General features: G+C 56.0%; 17 protein-coding genes. 8 read left to right on the forward strand and 9 right to left on the reverse strand.

Going from position 1 to position 22,465, the window contains the following annotated elements; translation table 11 throughout:
* Nucleotides 1-184 precede the first annotated feature (184 nt).
* The gene (locus AB5I84_RS03160; RefSeq protein WP_369454390.1) at nucleotides 185-862 is read right to left on the reverse strand and encodes an isochorismatase family protein; all 678 of its coding nucleotides are present in this window, start codon (nucleotides 860-862) and stop codon (nucleotides 185-187) included.
* Nucleotides 863-934: 72 nt separating this feature from the next.
* Nucleotides 935-1,801, reverse strand: a complete 867-nt coding sequence (locus AB5I84_RS03165; RefSeq protein WP_369454391.1) for a pirin family protein — start codon at nucleotides 1,799-1,801, stop codon at nucleotides 935-937.
* Between the two features lie 118 nt (nucleotides 1,802-1,919).
* On the opposite strand from AB5I84_RS03165, the gene AB5I84_RS03170 reads away from it, so the two are divergent.
* The 3 genes from AB5I84_RS03170 to AB5I84_RS03180 all read left to right on the forward strand — a co-directional run bounded on the left by AB5I84_RS03170 (nucleotide 1,920) and on the right by AB5I84_RS03180 (nucleotide 8,276).
* Nucleotides 1,920-2,825 (forward strand): LysR family transcriptional regulator, encoded by a 906-nt coding sequence (locus tag AB5I84_RS03170; protein ID WP_369454392.1) that lies wholly within the window; start codon nucleotides 1,920-1,922, stop codon nucleotides 2,823-2,825.
* A gap of 566 nt (nucleotides 2,826-3,391) precedes the next feature.
* The gene (locus AB5I84_RS03175; protein WP_369454393.1) at nucleotides 3,392-4,684 is read left to right on the forward strand and encodes an OmpP1/FadL family transporter; all 1,293 of its coding nucleotides are present in this window, start codon (nucleotides 3,392-3,394) and stop codon (nucleotides 4,682-4,684) included.
* A gap of 22 nt (nucleotides 4,685-4,706) precedes the next feature.
* Nucleotides 4,707-8,276 carry an Ig-like domain-containing domain gene (locus AB5I84_RS03180; protein WP_369454394.1) on the forward strand — a complete coding sequence of 1,190 codons (3,570 nt, stop codon included), beginning with the start codon at nucleotides 4,707-4,709 and terminating at the stop codon, nucleotides 8,274-8,276.
* A gap of 79 nt (nucleotides 8,277-8,355) precedes the next feature.
* On the opposite strand, the gene AB5I84_RS03185 is transcribed toward AB5I84_RS03180, so the two are convergent.
* Nucleotides 8,356-9,129 (reverse strand): hypothetical protein, encoded by a 774-nt coding sequence (locus AB5I84_RS03185; protein WP_369454395.1) that lies wholly within the window; start codon nucleotides 9,127-9,129, stop codon nucleotides 8,356-8,358.
* 70 nt (nucleotides 9,130-9,199) lie between these two features.
* Nucleotides 9,200-9,760, reverse strand: a complete 561-nt coding sequence (locus tag AB5I84_RS03190) for a PraA/PraB family alkane oxidation protein activator (RefSeq protein ID WP_369454396.1) — start codon at nucleotides 9,758-9,760, stop codon at nucleotides 9,200-9,202.
* A gap of 644 nt (nucleotides 9,761-10,404) precedes the next feature.
* Here AB5I84_RS03190 and AB5I84_RS03195 point away from each other — a divergent pair.
* The 5 genes from AB5I84_RS03195 (at nucleotide 10,405) to AB5I84_RS03215 (ending at nucleotide 16,076) form a co-directional block, all read left to right on the forward strand.
* Nucleotides 10,405-10,995 (forward strand): transposase, encoded by a 591-nt coding sequence (locus AB5I84_RS03195; RefSeq protein WP_369454397.1) that lies wholly within the window; start codon nucleotides 10,405-10,407, stop codon nucleotides 10,993-10,995.
* Between the two features lie 120 nt (nucleotides 10,996-11,115).
* Complete coding sequence (locus AB5I84_RS03200) at nucleotides 11,116-12,198, forward strand: hypothetical protein (RefSeq protein WP_369454398.1); 1,083 nt, start codon at nucleotides 11,116-11,118, stop codon at nucleotides 12,196-12,198.
* 1,122 nt (nucleotides 12,199-13,320) lie between these two features.
* Nucleotides 13,321-14,442, forward strand: a complete 1,122-nt coding sequence (locus AB5I84_RS03205) for a tyrosine-type recombinase/integrase (RefSeq protein WP_439650180.1) — start codon at nucleotides 13,321-13,323, stop codon at nucleotides 14,440-14,442.
* 14 nt (nucleotides 14,443-14,456) lie between these two features.
* On the forward strand, nucleotides 14,457-15,605 hold the full coding sequence (locus AB5I84_RS03210; RefSeq protein ID WP_439650181.1) for a PDDEXK nuclease domain-containing protein: 1,149 nt from the start codon (nucleotides 14,457-14,459) through the stop codon (nucleotides 15,603-15,605).
* Between the two features lie 150 nt (nucleotides 15,606-15,755).
* A complete protein-coding gene (locus AB5I84_RS03215; protein WP_439650182.1) occupies nucleotides 15,756-16,076 on the forward strand; it encodes a JAB domain-containing protein in 321 nt (106 codons plus the stop codon).
* Between the two features lie 96 nt (nucleotides 16,077-16,172).
* Here the strand turns inward: AB5I84_RS03215 and AB5I84_RS03220 are convergent, their stop codons facing one another.
* The 5 genes from AB5I84_RS03220 to AB5I84_RS03240 form a co-directional block, all read right to left on the reverse strand.
* Nucleotides 16,173-16,328: a transposase gene (locus AB5I84_RS03220; protein ID WP_369454400.1), complete on the reverse strand. Its 156-nt coding sequence runs from the start codon at nucleotides 16,326-16,328 to the stop codon at nucleotides 16,173-16,175.
* 395 nt (nucleotides 16,329-16,723) lie between these two features.
* The gene (locus AB5I84_RS03225) at nucleotides 16,724-17,590 is read right to left on the reverse strand and encodes an HNH endonuclease (RefSeq protein ID WP_369454401.1); all 867 of its coding nucleotides are present in this window, start codon (nucleotides 17,588-17,590) and stop codon (nucleotides 16,724-16,726) included.
* A gap of 4 nt (nucleotides 17,591-17,594) precedes the next feature.
* Nucleotides 17,595-19,145 (reverse strand): AAA family ATPase, encoded by a 1,551-nt coding sequence (locus AB5I84_RS03230; RefSeq protein ID WP_369454402.1) that lies wholly within the window; start codon nucleotides 19,143-19,145, stop codon nucleotides 17,595-17,597.
* A 119-nt stretch (nucleotides 19,146-19,264) separates the two neighbouring features.
* Nucleotides 19,265-20,527 (reverse strand): ATP-binding domain-containing protein, encoded by a 1,263-nt coding sequence (locus AB5I84_RS03235; protein WP_369454403.1) that lies wholly within the window; start codon nucleotides 20,525-20,527, stop codon nucleotides 19,265-19,267.
* Nucleotides 20,524-22,314 (reverse strand): ATP-dependent nuclease, encoded by a 1,791-nt coding sequence (locus AB5I84_RS03240; protein WP_369454404.1) that lies wholly within the window; start codon nucleotides 22,312-22,314, stop codon nucleotides 20,524-20,526. Before AB5I84_RS03240 ends, AB5I84_RS03235 begins: the two co-directional genes overlap by 4 nt.
* Between the last annotated feature and the right edge of the window lie 151 nt (nucleotides 22,315-22,465).

The raw sequence follows: 22,465 nt of genomic DNA on the forward strand, positions 1-22,465 counted from the left end.
AAACTTTCAGAATAATAAAAAGAACAGAAGCAAAGACTTGAACAGAAGGGAATTCTATTGAGGGCAGCGCATGCTGTGCAGAAGAGGGGCAGGTGCTCTACAGCGCATTTTATAGCGTATTTGCTGCAGCCGCGCAGCAGCAGCGCCCCGCGCGGGGCGGGGCGCCGTTGCAGCTGCGTTAAACTCAGCGCATTGAATCCAGCACTTCGCTGTTTTTCACCACATCTTGCGCCTTGCTATAACTTTCCATCAGCAACCGGTAGGCCGGGAAGATATGGGTGTAGGCTTCTGCCCATTCCAGCGCATCCTCACGGTTCCAGGTTTTCTGCAGCTCGGACGCCACCGCGGCGGTGTCCATCGGCACCACGCCGGCCTGCAGCATGCGCGCCAAAGTGATTTCTTGCGCCATCTTGCTGTAGGTGCCCGAGGCATCGATTACGGTGAACACCCGATAACCTTCCGCCACCGCACTGATCGCCGGGAACGCCATGCACACGCTGGTGATGGTGCCGGCAATGATTAGCGTTTTGCGGCCAGTGGCTTTGATGGCCTCGACAAATTCCGGGTTGTCCCAGGCGTTGATCTCACCTTTGCGGGCCACGTACTGAGCGTGCGGCGCGTTTTGGTGGATCTCTGGAATCAGCGGGCCGTTGGGCCCCTGCGGCACCGACGCAGTGGTGATCACCGGCAGCTTTGCCAGCGTCGCCACCGTGGCCAGCGCAGCGGCGCGCTCGCGCAGCTCGGTCATCGGCATGTCGCCGACGGTTTGAAACAGACCGCTCTGGTGGTCGATCAGCACCATCACTGCGTCGTTGGGATCAATCACCGGTGCGTTGCCGTTGAAGTTAGCGGGTGTGCTCATAACGTGCTCCTTCGGGTTGGAAGGGTGCGTAGCACCCTGAGAACCGGCTGCGGGGGCAGCCGGCGGGTTCGGTCAGGCCGGCATCCGGGCGAAGCGGCCGTTGTTGAAGTCATCGATGGCCTCGACGATTTCCTGGTGGCTGTTCATCACGAAGGGGCCGTGGCCAACGATGGGCTCGTCGATCGGCTCGCCGCTCAGCAGCAGCACGCTGGCATCGCTGTTGGCCTCAATGGACAGCTCGCTGCCGGCCGCGTCCAGCACCACCATCTCCGCGTTGCGGGCCACAGTGTTGCCGTTGATCTGCACCGTGCCGCCCAGCACGACCAGCGCCACCGGCCAACCGTCAGGCAGCGTCAGGGCGCTGTAGCTGCCCTGCGCCAGGCTCAAATCCCACACCTGCATCGGCGTGAACGTTTGCGCCGGGCCAGCTTGGCCGCCCAACTCACCGGCAATCACCCGCGCCTGCCCGGCGCCGTTTGGCAGCGGCACCACCGGAATCTGCCCATCGGTGATCGCTTGGTAGCGCGGCGGCGTCATCTTGTCCTTCGCCGGCAGGTTCACCCACAGCTGCACCATTTCCAGCGTGCCGCCGCTTTCACTGAACGCCGGGGAGTGGAACTCCTCGTGCAGAATGCCGCCGCCGGCGGTCATCCACTGCACATCGCCAGGGCCTATGACGCCGCCTTCGCCGGTGGAATCGCGGTGGGCCACCTCGCCCTTGTAAACGATGGTCACCGTCTCAAAGCCACGGTGAGGATGCTGGCCGACACCGCGCGGGCGATTGGTCGGCAAGAACTCCGCCGGGCCGGCGTAATCCAGCAGCAGGAACGGACTCAACTGCTTGCCATGGCTGTTGTAGGAGAACATCGAGCGCACCGGGAAACCGTCGCCGACCCAGTGCGGGCGCGGGGCGCTGTAGAGGCCAAGTACGTTTTTCATGGCGTCCTCCAAATCAGGGGTGGGTTAACTGAAGCCCATGCTATTGATGGCACGATGGAGTCGGTAGTAGCCTAATTTGCATCTCAGCGTTCCATTTAATGAACAGTGGTGGCATCCGATGCAGGACCTTAATGATCTGTATTACTTCGTTCAGGTGGTCGATCACGGCGGTTTTGCGCCCGCAGGGCGTGCCTTGGGGGTGCCCAAGTCCAAGCTCAGCCGGCGCATTGCCAGCCTCGAAGAGCGCCTGGGCGTGCGGTTGCTTCAACGCACCACCCGCCAGTTCACCGTTACCGAAATTGGCCGCACCTACTACGAGCACTGCAAGGCGATGCTGGTGGAAGCCGAAGCAGCGCAAGAAGCGATTGATGAGACCCGCGCCGAGCCGCGTGGCGTGATCCGCATGACCTGTCCGGTGGCGCTGCTGCACGCAGTGATGGACACCATGCTGGCCGACTTCATGGCCGCCCACCCTCAGGTGGCCCTGCACTTGGAAGCCACTAACCGCCGAGTGGATCTGGTCGCCGAAGGCGTCGATGTGGCCATTCGCGTGCGGCCACCGCCGTTGCAAGACAGCGACCTGGTAATGCGGGTGTTGGCGGAGCGCTCCCAGTGTTTAGTGGCCAGCCCGGCGTTCATCGCCCAGTACCATTACCCGGCGGTGCCGTCAGAATTGAATGGCTTGCCCAGCCTTGGCCTGGGCACGCCGCAGCAGAGTTTTGCTTGGTCGCTGCATGGGCCGGATGACGCCCACGCCACCGTTCATCATCGCCCCTGTTTCATCACCACCGACATGGTGGCACTCCGCTGTGCGGCCATTTCCGGCGTCGGCATCGTGCAACTGCCGGAGCTTATGGTCAGTCCCCAGCTGCAAGACGGCTCGCTGGTGAAGTTGGTGCCCGACTGGGCGCCGCGCCGCGAAATCATTCACGCGGTGTTTCCCTCCCGGCGTGGGTTGCTGCCGTCGGTTCGGGCACTGGTGGATTTTCTCGCGCAGCGGTTCGAAAAAATGGAGCAGGAATAAGCACGACGCTGCCGTGGCGGGTGCTGGATCGCGACAGCGCTGGCTGGCCTTGCTTGTCACTTTTGGTGACACCCAGTCAGGCTGGCACTTCCACACAGAAATTGAACCCGCCAGTCACATTCTGTGCGAGCGTACAAGTGTGACGCCGTTCAAAACCGAACTAAAATCGCCTGCGACAAAGGTTGTCAAAAAATATAAGAAATAAAATAGAAGGTTGCCGAACAACGTCTGCATTTTTACTAATTCGTAATCGCCTGAAACAGTCTATTGCTCAGTATCTGATGTCACAGTCTGTGCCGTTTTTTAGCGCATAAAAGATGAAATAGACGAAATCCAGCCTTTCACCACGTTCTGTTCAATACCCCCAACCCCCCTCCTAACCTAGTTCTACGAGGCTGCGTGCTGGCGTCGTGCATCTGAAAAGCCGTGCTCCGCAACGGCGGACCATCGAAAGCCAACCTGGTCAGGCGTCGTTCCGTGCGCCTGGCCGGTGCCGTGGTGGGGGCGGCTTTGCTGACCTGTTGCCCATAGATAGGGCGCAACAAAATAAGAAAGGAGATCAAACCGTGAAACTAAAACCTCTCGCGTGGGCCATGACCTGGGGGCTGGCAGCTGTGCTGGCACAGCCCGCCGTCGCGTCGCTCGGCAATGCGCCCTCCAGCTATGGCTTGCTGCCCAGCGATGTCGGCTCGGCCCAGTCGCTGTCTATTTTCAACGACCGCATCTCCGCGGTGTATTACAACCCCGCCAACTTGGTGCGTGATCGCCGCGGCGAACTCACCGGCGGCGTGTTCCATGCCGACCACGACCTGAAAACCAACGGCGACCGCATCATGAACACGCCGTCGCAGCAGCTGCAGCTGGGTCTCAAAACCGACCTGTCGAACCTGTCCACCCTCGATCACCCGCTGTACTTCGGCATGATGGTGGGCGTGGAAAAGTTCGCCAAAGAAATGATGGCGTTCAGCTCTAGCACCAGTAATTCGCCGCAGTATCTGACCTACGGCCGCCAGCCGCTGTTCCTGACCGCCGGCGTCGGCACCAGCGTGTGGCGCGGTATTGATGTGGGCTTCTCACTGCGCGTCACCCTGCACGCCAGCGCGACCCTGAACACCGACACCACCTTGGCCGGCCACACCTCTAACGAAGAGCTGGATGTGTCCGCCAAGCCGGTATTCCGCCCCATCGTCGGCCTTAATATCCGCTGGGGTGAAACCTTCTGCGGCAAGTCCGATTGCTGGATGGATAACCTCGAAACCGCCATCGCCTACCGCGCCTATTCCAATGCGCGCACCAAGGTGAATTCCAACGTGTCGGTGCCGGGCGTTATCGTGCCGCCGGGCCTGAATCTGGCCATCCAAACCTTCGATTCGTTCCAGCCGGAAATCACCACCCTCGGCGTCAAATACGACTTCGGCCAATTCCGCCTCGGCGTCACTGGTGAGTACCAAGCTTGGGGTCGCCTGCAGCGCGAGCTGCGCGACGACACCATCAAAGACCAGGCCCACGCCAACTTCCGCGACATCGTCATTCCCCGCGTCGGTGTGGAGTTTGATCTGGGCGATCACCTGACCTTCACCGCCGGCGTGGCCCACGAGCGCAGCCCGCTGGAAAGCAAGCGCACCGTTGGCGTGAACTACGTCGATGCCGACAAAACCGTATTTGGCCTCGGCCTCACCGCCGTGATTCCGAAGATGCCGATGCTGGCCTACCCCGTCCGCATGGACCTCGGCTACCAGCACCAGCGCATCGACAAGCGCACCTTTGAAGTGGTCGACGGCAATGGGCTCTATCTGGGCGACGCCAAAACCGAAGGCAGCGTCAACGTGTTCTCCACGTCCGTAACGCTGCGGTTCTGATAACAACAAGGAGAGTGGCCTTATGAAACGCCTGTTATTGGCCGCCTGCATTGTCAGCCTGACCGCCTGTGGCGGCGGCAAAGACGATGTCAAAAGCGGCTACGAAGATAAAATACGCGCATCCGGGCAGAGCCTGGTGTACTCCTTCCCGCTGGCCGACCAAGTGGAAGTGCCCACGCCGTCGCCGGTGGTGCTGCGCTTCACCAGCGCCGTAACCGACCCCGCCACCGCCAACGTGCGTTTGCTGGATGCCAATGGCCAGCCGGTGGCCGCATCAATGACCAGCGTCGACGGCGACCGGGGGTTGATCCTGACGCCGGATACCCCGCTAAACCCGCTGGCTCACTACACTATTGATATTCCCGAGCTGGCGCTGGCCGACGGCAAGTCTGCCGCCCGCAGCCTGCACTTCACCACCCGCGGCCTGCACCAAGGCCCGGCGGCCAGCGTCGGGGCCGACACCTTTGACGTACTGCGTCGCTTCCCCGATGGCCAAACCTTGCCGGTGGCAGATCTTTCCAGCCTGCGCCTGCAACTGAGCCAGCCGCTGGACCGCAACACCGTCAAATACGGTGACGCTGCCGACAGCACCATCTCCTTGGTGGACGCCAACGGCCAGTTGGTGCCGGCACGGGTGCTGGTGGGCGACAGCTACCTCACCATTGACCCCGTTAACGACATGGTCGGCGGCGCCCAGTACACCCTTAAAATCGCCACCGGCAGCACCGGCCTTAAGAGCAGCCGCGGCCTAACCCTGCCGGCCACCGGCATGGGCGCCAACGCTTGGAGCTGGAGCTTCACCCCGGAAGACACCCGTCCGCCGGCCAGCACCAAGAACCCCAACCGTGATCGCGCACGCATGGTGCAGATCATCGACGACACGCCCATGGACAGCCCGCTGACCGGCAAGCGCGTCAACCTGGTGCCCATGTATTCGGTACTGCTGGGTACCGAAGGCTCCGCTAATCCGGCCACGCCACAAGCGTCCGGCTACTTGGCAGCCGAGCTGGCCCACATCCCCGAGCACGACGAAACCACGCCGCTGCGTATCGACCGTGGTTCGCTGATCAAAGCCAGCAGCCTGCCGATTTACATTGGCGGCGAAGTGCCGGCCGGGTTTAGCTCTGGGGAGGTGTACATGGAGTTCCTGTCAGACGCCACCGGCTACCTGATCGAGAACCCCTACAGCACCAACCCAGAAGCGCCGAAGCTGGTGCGGCTGATGATGGACATGGGCATTTCCGCCGAAGGCGATATTGCCAACGGCAGCGTCACCCAAACCCTGCTGCACATCGAGCTGGTCGGCACCGCCCTGGTGGAAGACGGCCTGATGACGCTGAACGCCGTGGGCGTGGTGCAGCCGAACATCCTCGGCACCGAGCGTGCCACCGCCGTGCTGAGCTTCTATATGCAGGGGCTGGATGACCAAGTGAATGCGCCGGTGCCGCCGGTGGATAACAGCGCAATGTCACTGGTGAGCATGACCATTGGCTGGGACGATGCGACCCAACTGGACAAAACACCGTTCCTGAAAGCTAACGAACCCATCATCCTGAACTTCAGCCGCACCATCGACCCAGACAGCATTGATGGCACTGTGAGCTTGGTGAAACAAGAAAACGGTAGTGAGATTCCCGTGCCGGTTACGGTATACGCCGACGGTGCCGCATTAGTCATTAAACCGGAGTCACTGCTGGAAAGCCCCACGGAAACCGGAACCCCCTTCAACTACCGCCTGCGTGTACAGGGCGATATTCGTGGCACCCTGGGCAATGAGTGGGCCGGGGTGGTAGATGAGGTGATTAATTTTAAGGAGTTGGTTAATAAACGCCAAGGATACAAGCTAGGCTTCTTTGGTTTGCAGCCAAACGGAAATCCAGTAGATGTCCAAAAAAAGTCAGTATATATTTTGGGGATTTATCCCGGATTTCCATGTGCTCTTAATACTGATTCGAGGAATCTTCAGCCCGCTCCTGGACAGCAGATGGTCGCTGGTAGGTGCTTAGGAGGAATGCAGCCGCATGCAAATGACGATTTAGGAGCTTTGGCTCCTCTAGAGGCAGATGACTTGCTTCCAGTGCCTGAGATGCCGTCTAACAGACCTATCGTAGTGGTTTTTTCTAAACAGATTGATGAAGCAAGTTTGTTCGATACGAATGGAGCCGCTAAGACCTTTTCAGTGTATGAAGTGGACCCAGTCCAACCTGATGTAATGGATGAGCGTGTCGATGGGACCGTCGAGTTGCATGGAGATACACTGAAATTTTACCCTAATACGCCGTGGTTGGAAGGTAAGCTATACGCATACAAGTTAAGTTCTAATGGTGGTGTCTCCACCCAGACAACCAACTGTGATGCTAATCAAGCCGGGGCAAGTTTGTGCGACTTAGACGGATTGCCGCTGGCGACGCAGATGCTGGCAGAGGTGTCTACCCATTATAAGAGCAACTTTCAGAATAACCTTCCTTCTGTATTTAATGACTATTTCATTTGGGAGGAGAGTGCGCCCTCCTACACTAGTGGTGGTCCGGACTTGATTCAATACTTTAGAGGAGGTGCGGCTAGTAAGAATGTTTTGCAGCTGCTGAGGCTTTCCAATGTGGTGGATAAAAATAAAAATTTAATGAACGACAGCTCGCCAACCATTATGAGTGGGCTGGGAGGGGGGGTGTCTTATAATACGGCAATTCTCTACGACTATGCGATGAGCGAGAACTCGGAAGTAGTCTGGGAAAGCGACAGTAGTACATCAGGTCTTATGGACTCAGCCTACGGCGATACGGCTATCGATCCTAATGGGCTAAAGCCTCCTGCTAATAGTGCTAAAATTCTCTCCACATTTTATGGGTGGCGCGATCTTGATGACTTTTCCAATCCCCTCCTTGTAACAACAGGAAGTGGCGGTGCGACAGCTGGGGCAAATGTTGGCTGTGGTTTTGATAGTTATCCAGATTTCTCAGTTCAGAGTGGTCCGAACGGAAATTGTGCCGTTGCGGGAGTAGGTGATGGCTTTCCTCTTAAGTGTAGCTGGGCCGTGCCGTCAGAGTGTCCCAAAGATAAGTTTACATATCTTAGTGGAGCGCTCTTTGCGGAAGTCACTACTGATCTAGCGCCCGATGGATCGCTAAAAGTATTGATACACCCTGGGCACATAGTTACCACTTCATTCCAGACCTTCACCAAGGTCCCGACGGCAGGTAGGCACAATATTATAGACTCGGGGTTTCAAGTGATGAGAATGAGGTATGGCAATGATATGAGTCCTATACCTGCATTCATAAGTGAAAGCCCGTTGGGGCCTGTTCTTAAGACGCGGGTAAACTTGTATCTGGACGCGCCTTGGTTGAAGACGGATGTTGTAAATAATAAGAAGCTGTTAGCGGTAATGCATCACAATTTTTATAGTTATAAGGTGACGATGGAGTTGTCAGGTGGTGTACAATTTCTAAATGATGGGCGGATGGTTATTGAGCAGAGAAATGATAATGACATTGCCTTTTCTCTAATGGCAAATGCTCCGCGCACTTTGGTGGAGCTAATGGTGCCGAAGGGAGGCACTTTTATTCAGTATATATCGGAGTCCATAAAGTAGTTTAGTTTGGTCTGCGCCAAGGTGCATGGATTGCACCTTGGCGCTACCCTACAAGGTTAGCTTTTTGCAGGGATGGCATCTATGGGTACTGGCGATATAAAGTTTCTCCGTGTTTACTGAGGATTCTTATTTCTGCTCTGCCCATTTCTTTATAGGACTCTAGTGCGAGCAGGTCGTTTGTTGTCTCCCCCAAAAGATATCCGTTTACAGATATTATTATGTCTCCCGGCTCTGCTCCCCATTCTTTCAAAATCTTTGGATAAAATCGGCTCCCTATTACGTACCCTGATGGGGCATCACTTTGTACTGGTGTCAAATCATGCATTTTTATGAGCGTTTCTCGAGGGGTTTCATGCTGTGATGTTTGGAGATTTACTGATGGGGGTTCTAGTGGCTCTAAATGTGGTGCGTCTAGGCTGTCTAAGCGTGCCGTGAGCAAGCATCCCGAGCTGAAAATTATAACTTCTCTAACGCCGATTTTTTTGACTCTGCCCATAGCTAGTATAGTATCGCCCTCCTTAAATCTTAATGTTCCTATATTTGCGAGGTTGATAGCGGCGGATGAGGATTTGGAAGCGTTGTCGTGGAATATGGCTGTCACAGTATAGTTTGACGAATCTCTGCTGATGGGGCTGGCGTCCAGGTCGCAGTCGGAGTCATGAAGAGTGGAGTGATGAGCTGCGACTTCGTTAGATGAAGCAGAGTCGATAGAGATTTCAGCCTTCTTCTGCTGAGGTGAAATTGAGTGAGGCGCAGGTGAGGGAGGAGCTGAGGGGACTAGCGCGATATAGGCCACTCCCAATGCTACTGTGGCCAGTACTGAAGTGTAAGCTGCCCTGATTAGCGCGATCATAGTTATTGCTCGGACTGAAAAGCACCGCCAGAAACAGCGGTGCTTATTTGCCCAGAGGTGCTAGGAAGGGTTAGAGGTGTTCGCCGCACGCAATCCGAGAAAGGGCACCGGTGAATGTTACTGACCCACCGAAGTTGCCGCTAATTCCGCCGGGGTTGACGTCTACGACTTTCGGCAAAGTGATCGTTTTTCCATCGCAGGCGAAGTTGTCTCCTGCAGCTGGACTGCCGAATAGCTCCACGACTCCACCCGCGATAGGAGAGATCCCGCTGGGCGTAAAGAGCAGAACGGAGTACGGCATGCTAGTGCCGGTATTAATGTTCCCAGTACCACTATTGATGCCACTCAGAGTGCTAGTCCAAGGGAACCCGCCCAAGAAAAGCGCTGCACACGTGCTATCGCCCGGGTTTGCGCCAGCAGCAGTTATTTCAACGACATTGCCATCGCAGTCAGCCTTCACCGACATGTTGAGCCAGCAGTTCACCGCTGATCCACCAAGGTCTAGAGAGGTCTCGCCTTTGTATACACATGCTACATACGGCGGAGCCATAGCACTCGCAGTAGACGCTACCCCAGCCAAGGCCACTGCTGCAGCCACCCCAGTCAAACCCGTCAGAAGTTTCTTTTTCATGGTGTTGCTCCTTTCCCATCATGGGAGTTGAAGAACATTTTTTTGAGAGTCAAAGAGCGTTTCGAGCTTCTCTCTGAAGTCGTGCCACGCTCTCATCGTCGATGCCGACACCTTCCTGGCCTCGACCCTGTCCGGCTTCACTGCCCCAAGCGCCGGACACATTCAGGCTACCCAGCTTGGCGACCGGCCAACAAGCGATCTGCTCCCGTAAAACCCGACGATGTTTTTTGAACCTGCCACTACAATCGCTTACGTTGTAGCGACGTCGTTTCGATGTAAGAAAAAAACTATTGAGCGGTCGACAGGAAATCCTGCTTTTCTCAAAGTTCATGCCGACTTCCCGAAAAAATGTGCCATGATCGAGGACATATATTTATGGTGATCAATGTGTTTCAGCCCGTCGTCGCAAACGTCTGGCTCGTATTGCAGCAGTTCGCAGGTGGGGCGGCGAGTAGCCGATGGGAATGATAAGTCAGTCACTTTTTTACGGCAGAAAAGGCGCCTGTTACCAACCGAAACACTGTAATTGATCTGCATCAATTTATGGCTGCAGGACGCAGCCTGAAAATAAAAATAAAGACACGACACCTCAAGAGGAGAGCGAGACCTGTCCGGGGGCAGGTCCAGACGAAATGGAGAGCACCATGCCAAGGGAACGACGGCAATTTTCAGCGAGCTATAGCCACTACATCCACAATGTCAGCCGCCCACACCGGCAGCTGTTCGAAGAAGATATCGACTACCGCGCCTTTCTGCGCACCCTCGGCACCCTGCGCCAGGAATACCGCATCGACCTTTGCGGCTGGTGCTTGCTGCCCACCGAAATGCACCTGGTCATCCAGCTGCCCGATCCCGCGGAACTCAGCGTCATCATGAAGCGCTTGAGCACCCTTTATACCGGCTACGTCAACCGCAAACGCCGCCAAACCGGCAGCCTCTGGCACGGCCGCTACCGATACCAAAACCTCGACACACCGCTAGAGCACCTCTACCGCATCGCCGCCATCGAATCCCTCCCGACGCGCCGCGGCCACACCCACGGCCCCCACCAATACATCTGGAGCAGCTACCGCGAACGCACCAACCTAGTCATCGGCAAAGCCCTCTGCCGCGACGACGCCTTCTCCGCCATGGCCCCCAGCGCCGAAGAACGCAGAGAACTGTGGCGAAATATGGTGGCGGGCACGTTGTCGGTGGAGGAGAGGGAGAGGATGGCGGCGAGGGTGGGGCGTTAGGAGTGCGCGCGGGAGTTAATGATGCACTCCAGAGTTGGTGCCGCTTAGGTATAGCTCATCGGGCTGATGGGACTGATTTGAATTTGTAGGTGTAAAGAAAATAAATTTTTTGGAGGTATTATGGAAACGGATAAACAGAGCAGTGCCGTGAAAAGATCATTAGCCGATCTGATATCGGAGAGTTCTGTGATTTTGCCAGGAGTGATGTTTTTTATATCGGCTTTATTTGGAGCAGCCATACTACGTAGTTATTTTACACTGCTAGGGCAAGGGGATTTATTGGTAAGCTCTTTGAGAAACCCAGCCTTGCTAATCGCTTTAGGGTTGGCAGGGGCACTGGTAATCGTCTCTTTGCTAGCGTTTACGTTGGCGCTGCCGTTGCTTTTTCGCGCTGCTTTTAATTTTATTCCATCTGATAAGAGAGGCCGGCCTGCTGCAGCTATGGATGCGGCGGCTATATTTTCATTGATCGTTGTTATAGTGACGTTGGGTCACCAAGGCTTAGAGGTTTTTCTGGGTCTTGCTATTCTTATTTTATCGTTAGTAATCATTGCTAGAGAGTTTGTTTGGTTGAAGTCTAGTGTTGGAGGGGGGCTTAGGATTATTTTTATTGTTATTTTTACATTTGCAGCACTTTTATTCGCATACCCCTTGTCCCAGTGGCTAATGAGAGCAGGGTTGGTTTGCCATAGCAAGTTTTTATTTGGGCTGGCAATGATTATGCTCGTCTTAATTCCTATAGTTTCATCTTTCTTGTACACGATTCGTTTGAATGAAAATGAGGGAAGATCAGCTTTGGGTGTACTCTTTCTTTCTTTTTTCATACCTGCGGTGATGGTTACTACAGGAGCGCTAGGGCCGCTGCTTCCAGTAACGGTAGCTGGCCTGCTGAAAGTGTCTCCTGGGACAGTGGAGTACTTAGTGAAGGAAAGCGACTATCCCAGAAGTGTAATGCTGGAAAACGGATTTAGTACGGAGGTGGTTAGCCCGAGTCACTACGTGCTGACAGCCTTCTCACCTTACTGGGTGGCGGATGTCGGTATCCTCTGTCCGAAAGAGTTCGAGCTCCACAAGCTTAGTGGCGGTGAAGTAGAGCTCGCAGCTTGTCTTAGTGTTGTAGATACGTCCATTTTTAGCCCGGCCAGTATGAAAGCAGTGCTCGGTCGGAAGCCTGACCCTGTCCACTCGGATGATAATGGGTAGGCTTGGCTGCGTGGCCGCCGCTCTGGTGGATCCTTCAGCATGGTGGGCACTGCGGAGCCCCCCACTTTGGTTTGATAATTGCCTAATTCGCGTCGATCTTTGCCGTCAATTTAGTAGTTGGCAAACCGGGACATCCCAGTAGCCTTGGCTTACTTTGCTCCCGCCAGGCCAGTTCGCCCCGCGAGCGTGGCGCTATCTCAGGGCGCTTCCGTACATTCTCTGGATAATGCGCTCAAGTCTCGCAAGCTGATCAGCTTGGCGCGGGGGAGGGGGAGCCAGAGCGGCGTTCTATATCACCAGCCGGGAAGAGGCCACCTTGGGTTCCACTGTAGACGGGGTCTTCTCGGATACCCACATGCGTGCTTTGCTTTATCACAAGGGGCCTAAATGATGCACCTGCATCGCGCCAGCTATCTTGGGCGCATGGGCGGGCGCTATCCCGACGGCATCAAGCGTATCCGCGCGCTCACCGAATTCTACACTTGAAATCACTGGAGCACTCTGGAGCGCTGAAGCTGTCTGTCACTATGTTTATCGTCACCGCCACTGTTGCGGCCGGCGAACCATTGGTGTTCGACATGCGGTTGACGGCGGCAACGACTATGACGGTTAAAAACACTTCCGACGTACCGGGCGTGTCAAAAGGCCATAGAGGAGCTACTTCCTGCTGCGGCAGATGAAGCCGTAGAAGGAGGAGCTTTGGCTACACTCGCTTCGAGAACGCGCTCGTTACCGAGGCTAACAAAAACAAAATGGTCTTCATTACCTATGCAGGTGAAACCGTCCGAGCCAGTTGGTAATCCCTCGTTCGAGTAAGGAGCGCTCCCCTTCATAAGCGAATGTGCCCGCTCTTGGCGCCCTGTTTTTTTGTTTCACGATGACTCCAGTGCCGCAATTCTCTGGACTACGCCAAGGCTCGATACAGTATATTTATCAATTGCTTAGGCGAGTTCAATATATGCCGGTGCTTTCCGAAACTTGACCCGGCTTCCCCTCGCGTGGCTCCCATGCGGCTCTTGGAAACCGGGCTTTCCAAGGAGTCATCATGGCGAAGATCAAGCTCACTAAGTCCGCAGTCGATGCGGCACACCCCAAGACAAGGCCGTCGAACTACGGGATACCGTGGTTCCTGGCTTCCTGTGCAAGATCACCCCGGCGGGCCGCAAGGTGTTCATGCTCCAGTACCGCACGAACGCCGGCGAGCGCCGCAAGCCCGCCTTGGGTCAGTACCGGGAACTGACGGTCGATCAGGCACGCACGATGGCGCAGGAGTGGCTGGCCGAGGTGCGCAAGGGGGGCGACCCCAGCGCAGCTAAGAATGCCGCCCGCAAGGCACCGACCATGAAGGAGCTCTGCCACACCTTCATGGAGGATTACTCGAAGCAGCGCAACAAGCTCAGCACGCAGCGTGGCTATCAGGGCGTGATTGACCGTTGCATCATCCCGATCATGGGCCGGATGAATGTGCAGGATGTGAAGCGCCCGGACGTGGCGGCGCTGATGAAGAAGCTGGCCTACAAGCAGGCTGAGGCCAACCGCACCTTTGGCGTGCTGCGCAAGATGTTCAGCCTGGCCGAAGTGTGGGGGCTGCGCCCGGACGGTGCGAATCCGTGCCGTCACGTCCCGATGTACCCGCCCGGCAAGGAAACCCGGCTCATCGTGGACGATGAGCTGGTGCGGATCTTCCGCCACTTGGAACACTTGGAGGCGGAAGGATTGGAGAACTACGTCATCCCGCTGGCGATCCGCCTGCAATTCGAGTTTGCCGCCCGCCGCTCCGAAATCTGCCCACTGGAATGGGGCTGGGTTGATCTGGAAAACCGCCGCGTCGTCTGGCCCGACAGCAAGACCGGCGGTATCTCCAAGCCCATGAGCGAGGAAGCCTATCGGCTGCTGTCCACAGCGCCGCGCCGGGGCGGCTGCCCCTACGTCCTGCCGTCGCCGAACGACCCGACCCGGCACATGACCCACGGCGAGCACTACGGCGGTTGGACGCGCGTGCTCAAGGCCACTGGTGTACCGCACGTCGGCACGCATGGCATCCGCCACCGAGCGACCACCGATATTGCGAATTCTGGCGTGCCGACCAAGGTGGGCATGAAGCTCACAGGCCACAAGACCGTGGCGATGTTCACGCACTATGTTCATACCGAGGACAAGCCGGTGCGCGATGCGGCGGAACTGGTGGCGAATCGGCGGCTGGCGATCACCGGGGCATCCCGCTCTATAGAGGTGACAGCATGACAAGGAAGACGCCCGTGGCAACGCGGAAACCTGCTGCCTTACCTGCCGGCTATGCCGGCATCCACGGCGGCATCGTGGAGTTGCTGGATGCTGCACGCCAGGCAGCAGCGCGCAGTGTCAATGCGCTGATGACGGCCAGCTATTGGGAGATTGGCCGCCGGATCGTCGAAGCCGAGCAGAAAGGCAGGCGGCGGGCCGGTTACGGCGAGCAGTTGATGGAACGGTTGTCCGCCGATCTGACGGCCCGATTCGGGCGCGGGTTCAGTCCGGACAACCTGGAGAACATGCGGCGCTTCTTCGTCGCTTACCCCCTTGAGGCAATTTCCGAGACACTGTCTCGGAAATCTGAAGACGGACTGCTCATCGAGAATTCCGAGACAGTGTCTCGGAAATTCGACCTCGCCGAACTGGCACAGGTCTTCACCCTGCCGTGGTCGGCCTATGTCCGGCTGCTGTCTGTCAAGGATGACCATGCTCGTCAGTTCTACGAGGCAGAGGCACTGCGCGGCGGCTGGAGCGTGCGCCAACTCGACCGGCAGATTGGTAGCCAGTTCTACGAACGCACGGCCTTGTCCAAAGACAAGGCGGCGATGCTGGTCAAGGGTTCAGTGGCCAAGCCCGAGGATGCAGTCACGCCCAATGACGCGATCAAAGACCCGTATGTGCTGGAGTTCCTCGACCTCAAGGACGAGTATTCGGAATCCGACCTGGAGGCGACATTGATCCAGCGTCTGGAAGACTTCCTGCTGGAGCTGGGAGAAGGCTTCACCTTCGTCGGGCGGCAGCGGCGCTTGCGCATCGACCAGACCTGGTATCGGGTGGATCTGCTGTTCTTCCATCGCAAGCTACGCTGCCTGGTCATCATTGACTTGAAGCTGGGCAGCCTGACCCATGCCGATGTGGGGCAGATGCACATGTACTGCAACTATGCCAAGGAGCATTGGGCCTACCCGGATGAGAACCCGCCGGTGGGTCTGATCCTGTGCGCTGACAAGGGCCATGCCCTGGCGCGTTATGCACTGGATGGCTTGCCGACCAAGGTAATGGCGGCGAACTACCGCACCGTACTGCCAGATGCAGAATTGCTGCAAAAAGAGCTGGACAACACGCGGCGTCTGCTCGAATCTCGTGGAACGCTGTCTCTCAAGGACGATAAGCCATAGTCGTTCGTCCCGGCGTACCGCCGTCGGGCTCGCGGGCTGCGCCCCGTGCTTCCTGCCGAATCACAGCCATTCGGTGCTGATCCCTGACGCCTTCGGCCTGGATCGTTGATCCGGGCCTACGCGTGCTGCGCACTTGCCAACGGTGGGTGTGTGGCTGAGTGGGGTGTAGGCGGTCTTGCTGCTCCCTTCCATGGCACCATCGACAGAGCATCGGTGTATCCGCGCGAGGTGGGCAAGGAGGCGCTGCGACTCAATACGGCGGCGGTGATCCTCTCGCACAACCATCCGAGCATGAATCCTGAGCCGTCGCAGGCCGATAAGGGATTGACACAGCGGCTAAAGGAAGCGCTGGGGCTGGTGGAGGTGCGCACGCTGAGTCACACCATTGTGGCTGGTGCCGAAAAAGTGTCGTTTGCCGAGCGTGGGTTATTGTCAGTTTTGGGGGCTTCGGTCCATTTTCCGATTGCTTGAAGCGAAGGCTGCTTCCGACCCAAAAAGGTCAGTAAGTTATCTGCTCGAAGACAGTTATCAACGTTCTACTCCTGAATAAACAAGGTAATCCACCGGCTAAGCCGGCAGATTGGCATTAATGCCATGGGCCTGCGCGATCGCCGCTACCGAGACATGCGGCTGCTTACATTGTGCGACCAATGCCGCCTTGTATTCGTCCGTGTACCGACGCCGACGCCGGCGGCCTGGGCTTTCTTCTGGCATTAAGAGCATACGTGTCCACCTATTTACGTAGGCACGTATGCTCTTCGATTCTTGCCGCCTACTCAAGGTGACTTTGCCGGACGGTTACCGTCGAGCGCTAGTCCCCGCTGAAGGCGTTCCTGCTCGGCCTCCGCATATTGCGGTACGGCCGCTCCAACGGTTTCGCGTACAGCGGCTTTAGCCAGAGTCACAGGTCCGCCCCAAGGTGCTGACTATCTGCGTTGCGCGTTGATTGACGAGGCGCGCCAGTATGGCGCTTTTCGCAGTCACGCTATTTGCCGGCCCCGGCGGGATTTCGTCAGCTCCAACCGCACCACGAGTTGATCGAACTTCGCCTGCGTCAACATTTCCCCAAGAAATTCGATTGCGGCGACGATAGTGGGACGGGGTAAATGGATGGGATTTCATTCTTGTCCGGCTCCATCTACTTGCGGTGGTTTTACGACATCAAACCCCCCATCGCAAAAACCATTGTGTGCTGCGAGTGCGCGATACAGAATGACTCTCCAGAAGTTGGGCCCATGCGCTGCCTCGTAGTCATCCGCCTCTGCCTCCAATTCAGCAGCTACACGGGCCGAACCGCCGCCATTTTGGTAAAAGCGAACAAAGCCACCGTGCCGTCCACGCAGTTCGACAAGTGAGAGTTTCCGGTAGCGACTTGCTAGATCGAGCTGTTTGAAGTGGGAGCGCAGTTGGAGGTATCGGGCTTGGCTCATCCCCACTGGCCGGCGAACACGAAACTCCAAAAGCAGTGCATCTTGGCGGAGTCTGACGCGAACAGTCAGGAATGTTTGGTTAGGAATATCGTCAAAATATGGGTGAAGGAACAATCGGACATCGGTGTCTTCATCGACAATCAACGTACGCTTCCGTGTGTTACATTTTGCGCAGCTTGGAACCAAATTCAAAGAAAAAATTGAGAACTCTGGATATAGCTCTTTGGGGAGATAATGATCCAGGGTGCCTGACTCACTGATTCCACAGAATGGGCAACGTGCGGCCATCACGGGCTCGTTGAGCTTCTCCCGTAGATCCAGCATGGGGGCTGTTTCTACGGAGTATGCGTGATGTAAGGCCTTACGCTGTACGTTTGTTACGGTGGCAGGAACTAGCGACTCAACAGAGGGAGCGGCATTTTCATACATTCCATATGCGACAACGACACGTCTTCTGGCTGCCTCCAGTCGGCGGCGTGTAGGTTGTCGTTTTGCGGCAGTGATGTTATCAAATACGTCTTCGCTGTCCATGTCAGGAGGAGTAATGGAGTGCATGCTTTCACAAATCCTCTTTCATGAAGTTTGCCATGTACGATCGCGCCCCGAATCCTAGGCGGCGGCCGAACATATCTTCAATCTCTTCGAAATTATGTGATCTGGCTAGGGATTGAAGCGTGTCGTGCCAGTCCGTTGATCCATCATCGAGATTGAAAACTTCTTCGGTGATAACGCTGATATTTTCTCCAAAGGTTTCGATTGATGGCGTAACGACCTTTGAGAGTTCACCAATACGCTTCAGTACGAGGACGTACTTTGATGGGGTCTCCTGAAGTACGACGGGAGAGTGCGTCGAAATGATGGCATAGCCATCGAAATGGTCGAGACATATACGTATGCTTTTAAGGACAGTTGCAAGTAACGGAGGGTGCAGATGGGTCTCTGGCTCGTCGATGAGCACTAGCGTTGGATGTGCGTCGTCGAGGTGTGCAGTCAATTCGGTCATCATCTTGGTGACAATTTTATGGCCGCTACTGAGTCCATGATAAAGATCAAGAAGTGACTCTTCGTTTTTGTCAGCGTATAGAGTGGTCAGACCGATTCGCTGAAATGAGGCATCTTGGAGTAGAGGTTTCAATACATCGAGCAATATACTCATACGATCAGAGCTTCGTATTCTCTCTAGCGCGCTGAGAAATTCCTGATCTACCTCTTCCAAATTTTTAAGCCGATAAGCCTCATCGTCATTTACATCTATTCGTTCGCGCAAGCCGCAGTAGACATAGCCAAAGATTCCACCTTCATTCTCAAGGCGCCTTTTTTCTATGTTGGTTTTTCCTGGAATTGCGAATGTGTCGAATGCACTGTATGAGACAACTACTACAGACTTGAAAGGTGGTTGAGTTCCGACGAAACGGCCCGCGCGCTTCTCTAAGAAGTCCCTTTTCTCGCCATAGCCGTAACCGCTGGCTACTGTCGCTAGATTTGCCAGCATACGTGTCTTTCCGGTTCCGTTATAACCAATGAGGACGTTGATTCTGTTGGGAAGCGGGCCTTTTCTTCGAAAATCAAAATCAACAATCAAAGAAGTGGCCTGACGTGCAACTTGAGTCTTGAATCGCATGACAAAGCCACGCCCTCTGCGACGAATAGTTGGGGTTTTACGCATAAATAGACGACTGGCGTCTACGATGGTCCGTTCTGCACCGCTGAAGCGGAGCAGCGAAACTTTGAATCCCTCATGATCTTCAAACTGAGCCCGGACACTATCGCTGTATGCCACGTCCTGTAGCCCTTCCAAATATCCTTCGTAGACAGCCACTCCTAGCTTGAAGAGCTTCTCGTAATACTCTAGGTCGGCACCGAGGGAGCAAAATTTCTCGCCTAATACTCGAAATGCTTTTCGCGGGACTGGCGTTAGGCCATGAGTTTGATCCTCCTTGAGGATCTTCACGCTACCGAGTTCGACTTCATCGTCTGGTGATAAATGAATGGTGGCGTGAAAGGTCGTCTTATAGGAGTAGTCGTCCCAATTATCTTGAACCAAAACGGTGTGTGGATATTTGTTAGTGGAGGGTGATTTGCCCTCTCGAAATTTTACGACGAACCACATGATTTACCTCTATTCCAAAGATTGTTGATACTCGCGCGCGGAGTTTATCTGTTAACTCTGATGATAAAACTGACCCCGGACGCCGAAGTAAATCTGACCCCCTCGGGCAATTCGGTGCTTTATGCGAACGGAGGTCGGTTCATATGGGCGGATGCCTGCACAAGAACAACACATCGTTCCTTCGCACGCGTCACTGCGTTATAGAGCAAACGCCTCTTCTGGTCGTCACTACCAGCAACCGCCGCTGGCCACAGAACAATCACGTTGTCGAACTCTCGGTTCTTCGCGCCATGAACTGTCATCCCTTTCCATCCACGCACCTCGTTTCTGCGAGATTGGCGGCGCTGGGAAAAGGACTGCTCAATCGACTTCACGACCTCATCCTTTGAGAACTCCAGCTTCGCCCGGGTCCGACGTTGAGTCTCTAGCCATTCGAACACATCCCTGGTTGTTCTGGCGTCACCAACTGCCGCGAGGACGGCAATGATGGAGGGAGCGTCGGTCCAGTCCGCAAGTTTGATCGCGGCGAGGTACTCGCTTGCGGCTTTAGCCTCTGACTGCTCCCATGCGACTTCATACGGGCCTGCACCTTTCTTGGTTTTGTTGGCAGCAGCCCAGGCCAAAGCGCCTTTGGCAAACGTTCCAAGGGTTGGGGTGATAATGGCGACGCTCTTACCTCCGCCATACCAGCTCAAATTGGAGTTGATCCAGGCACCAGCCAAGGGCGCAGTGGAGGTCTGCGCAACGACGAAGAACTTCCCCGACTTAGGCGCCTCGCCGGCGCGAATTGCTCTGGCTGCATTGAGTAGCTCGTCAACGTTTGTCCGACGAGGCTGTAAAAGCTCCTCAGGGGCGCATATTTGGGCCAGCCAAGCGCACGCAGGGTTGGGGCGTAGCTCCTCGCTCAGACACTGAAACTCGTCCGCAGCAACAAAGACCTCCAACCTGTTGGCCAGGCCTGCCACCATGCCTAGGCGGTGCGCTGTCATGTCCTGGGCTTCGTCCAGGACAAGGACAGGAAACGTCGAAGCCACCCAGCCTTGGACATCTCTGACCTGTGCGAGTGCACTGGCGGCCTCGCATATGCGCTCGTACTCACTCGGTTGGATGTTCACAAAACCGAGGGCTGAAGCGAGCGAACGCCAACGTCGGAACAGACGCCATGCGAAGCTGTCGATGGTCGTGCATTCTGTCTTGGCGCTCAGGTTCTGAAGCATCCCAAGGCGCTCTTCCAAGCGCCTGCGAGATCCATGCATGAAGGTGAGAGCCAGGACTTTCTGCCCGCTTTGGAGAGGAGCGCCTTCCAGATGCGCTGACAGCGATGCCATGAGCATGTGGGTCTTTCCACAACCAGCACCGCCGGTGAACGCGCGAACCGTCATGGATGAAACACCCACACACCATGGTCTCCGCGAACAAAGCGCTGCGTAGCGTCATCGCCGGCACAGGCACAGGCCAGACCGCTTAAGAGATCTGCGGCCCGCTCCCTGCATGCTGGCGTCGTAGAAATGGCTTCCGCGAGACTTTCATAGGCGATGACGTCCATCTTCTTTGTCTTCAAATAGGCCACGACATCCGCGCTCGAATTTGGAGGCTGAGGGGATATCTCCGCGAGCTTGGCAACTACTGCGTCCTCATCCGCATTGAGAATCCACCCGATGACATCTTCGATCATTGCGCCATCGTTCCAGCGGATGATCGAGCTGGGCGGCTCGGCCTCCAGCCGCAGTTGATCTGCGTATTCCAGACCTGCGGCATCACCATCGACGAGACAGCACACACGTTTGTGGATGCGCCTCATCAGCCTGTGGGTCTCGATGACATTTGCGTCTTCCGTTGGAACCACGCCGACTTCGATGCCGAAGGGGCGAGTCATTGTTTCGACCCAGCCTTCAGTCATCGTCAACGGCCGGAGGATGCAACGCATCAACTGGAAATCGGCACGGCCTTCTGGAACGAGGAGTGCCGGCTGCATCAGCGCACTCAGTACGTCAATTCTGCTGTGCTGGAAGAACTTGCGCTTCCAGTTTGGCGTCGCGGCAGTAAGTGGGCTCGCTAGGAACGGTTCGGCTGAAAGTACGCCATCATGCTTCTTCAAGATCAGCACAGAGGTCGGATCGGCCATGCTGGCAACAAGAGGTGAATGGGTCGTGACGAATGTCTGAGTGGAGAGAGCTTGAACCCTCTGAACCAACCGTTGCTGCGCAGATGGCGGTAGATGGACTTCGGGCTCCTCCAATGCCATCAGGAATTCACCACCGCTTGCAGCACGAGCACGACCGAGCTCGAGCAGTAGTAGCAGACCCTGCATGGAAACCAGCCCGCTGCCCTGTCTGCCTGCAGGAATACTGAAGCCATCAGTGCCTGCAAAGTGGGCTGAAACTGCTTCCATCACAGACCGACTGTCTGTGTTAGTAAGCCTCAACTGAACTTTTGGAGCATTTGGGAATGAGAGCGCAAGCTCGGTATTCAGGTTCTGAATCAGCGGTTGAATGCCCGGGTCGGCGTCGATAGGTTGCGCCGGTTCTCGCAGACGGTCCCGCTCGGCCAGCAACGCAGCTGCGGGCTGAGCCGCAGCTGCAAGCACTGTGCGTTTGAAGAGCTCGTTCCCCCACGAGAAGACTTTGTCCCACGTCCGGCTCGCACGTACCAGATAGAAGCTCAGTTCTTGAATGAGCTTGCCTGGAACGGGGGCCGGAGCCTCATCAGCAAACGGATCTATAGGTTCATCGTGGTCATAAAAGTAGCGCACAGTCTCCACGGCTAGGGTGTCATGGTCGAAGCGTGCTTGAACCCCGAGCTGACAGCATAGTTTCCATTCCGGGTTGTTCCGCACGGGATGCACTTGGCCTGACGTCTCGTCAAGCCATTTCACTACTGCTCTTTCATCACGAAACCATTGGCTACTCTGTTCTGGGTCGTCGCCGGTAAAACCTGTGACCGTTGCTACGACTTTGATCCTATCGGCTGCTTGTGGATTGGACCCGAAGAAGTCATGCTCGCTCAGCTCGCGAATAAGACGATCCCTGCCAAGCACGAGAGTCAAAGCTTCGATCAGGGTAGTCTTGCCTGAGTTATTGTCTCCGACAAGAACGGGATGTTTTCCAAACTGAAGAAACCCGCTTCTTACACCCCTAAAGTTCTCGATCCTCAAGTTGGCTATTCGCATCTTCATCATCCTTTTTGTGAGCGCTCAGACCAAGAACTCCGCCTGCCAACGCCCCACAGAGGCCGTGAATCTTCGAGATGACAGAACAGCATTTCTATGATTGCACTTTACGTTCAGCGCATGCATTCATGAACAGCAGTCCGGATAACGC

The organism is Alcanivorax sp. REN37, from assembly GCF_041102775.1.
GTDB lineage: Bacteria > Pseudomonadota > Gammaproteobacteria > Pseudomonadales > Alcanivoracaceae > Isoalcanivorax > Isoalcanivorax beigongshangi.

Excerpts from the sequence above, each read along its gene's own strand:
- AB5I84_RS03160 (WP_369454390.1), bottom strand. The coding sequence starts at position 862 with ATGAGCACACCCGCTAACTTCAACGGCAACGCACCGGTGATTGATCCC.
- AB5I84_RS03165 (WP_369454391.1), bottom strand. The coding sequence starts at position 1,801 with ATGAAAAACGTACTTGGCCTCTACAGCGCCCCGCGCCCGCACTGGGTC.
- AB5I84_RS03170 (WP_369454392.1), top strand. The coding sequence starts at position 1,920 with ATGCAGGACCTTAATGATCTGTATTACTTCGTTCAGGTGGTCGATCAC.
- AB5I84_RS03180 (WP_369454394.1), top strand. The coding sequence starts at position 4,707 with ATGAAACGCCTGTTATTGGCCGCCTGCATTGTCAGCCTGACCGCCTGT.
- AB5I84_RS03185 (WP_369454395.1), bottom strand. The coding sequence starts at position 9,129 with ATGATCGCGCTAATCAGGGCAGCTTACACTTCAGTACTGGCCACAGTA.
- AB5I84_RS03190 (WP_369454396.1), bottom strand. The coding sequence starts at position 9,760 with ATGAAAAAGAAACTTCTGACGGGTTTGACTGGGGTGGCTGCAGCAGTG.
- AB5I84_RS03195 (WP_369454397.1), top strand. The coding sequence starts at position 10,405 with ATGCCAAGGGAACGACGGCAATTTTCAGCGAGCTATAGCCACTACATC.
- AB5I84_RS03200 (WP_369454398.1), top strand. The coding sequence starts at position 11,116 with ATGGAAACGGATAAACAGAGCAGTGCCGTGAAAAGATCATTAGCCGAT.
- AB5I84_RS03220 (WP_369454400.1), bottom strand. The coding sequence starts at position 16,328 with ATGCTCTTAATGCCAGAAGAAAGCCCAGGCCGCCGGCGTCGGCGTCGG.
- AB5I84_RS03225 (WP_369454401.1), bottom strand. The coding sequence starts at position 17,590 with ATGCACTCCATTACTCCTCCTGACATGGACAGCGAAGACGTATTTGAT.
- AB5I84_RS03230 (WP_369454402.1), bottom strand. The coding sequence starts at position 19,145 with ATGTGGTTCGTCGTAAAATTTCGAGAGGGCAAATCACCCTCCACTAAC.
- AB5I84_RS03235 (WP_369454403.1), bottom strand. The coding sequence starts at position 20,527 with ATGACGGTTCGCGCGTTCACCGGCGGTGCTGGTTGTGGAAAGACCCAC.
- AB5I84_RS03240 (WP_369454404.1), bottom strand. The coding sequence starts at position 22,314 with ATGCGAATAGCCAACTTGAGGATCGAGAACTTTAGGGGTGTAAGAAGC.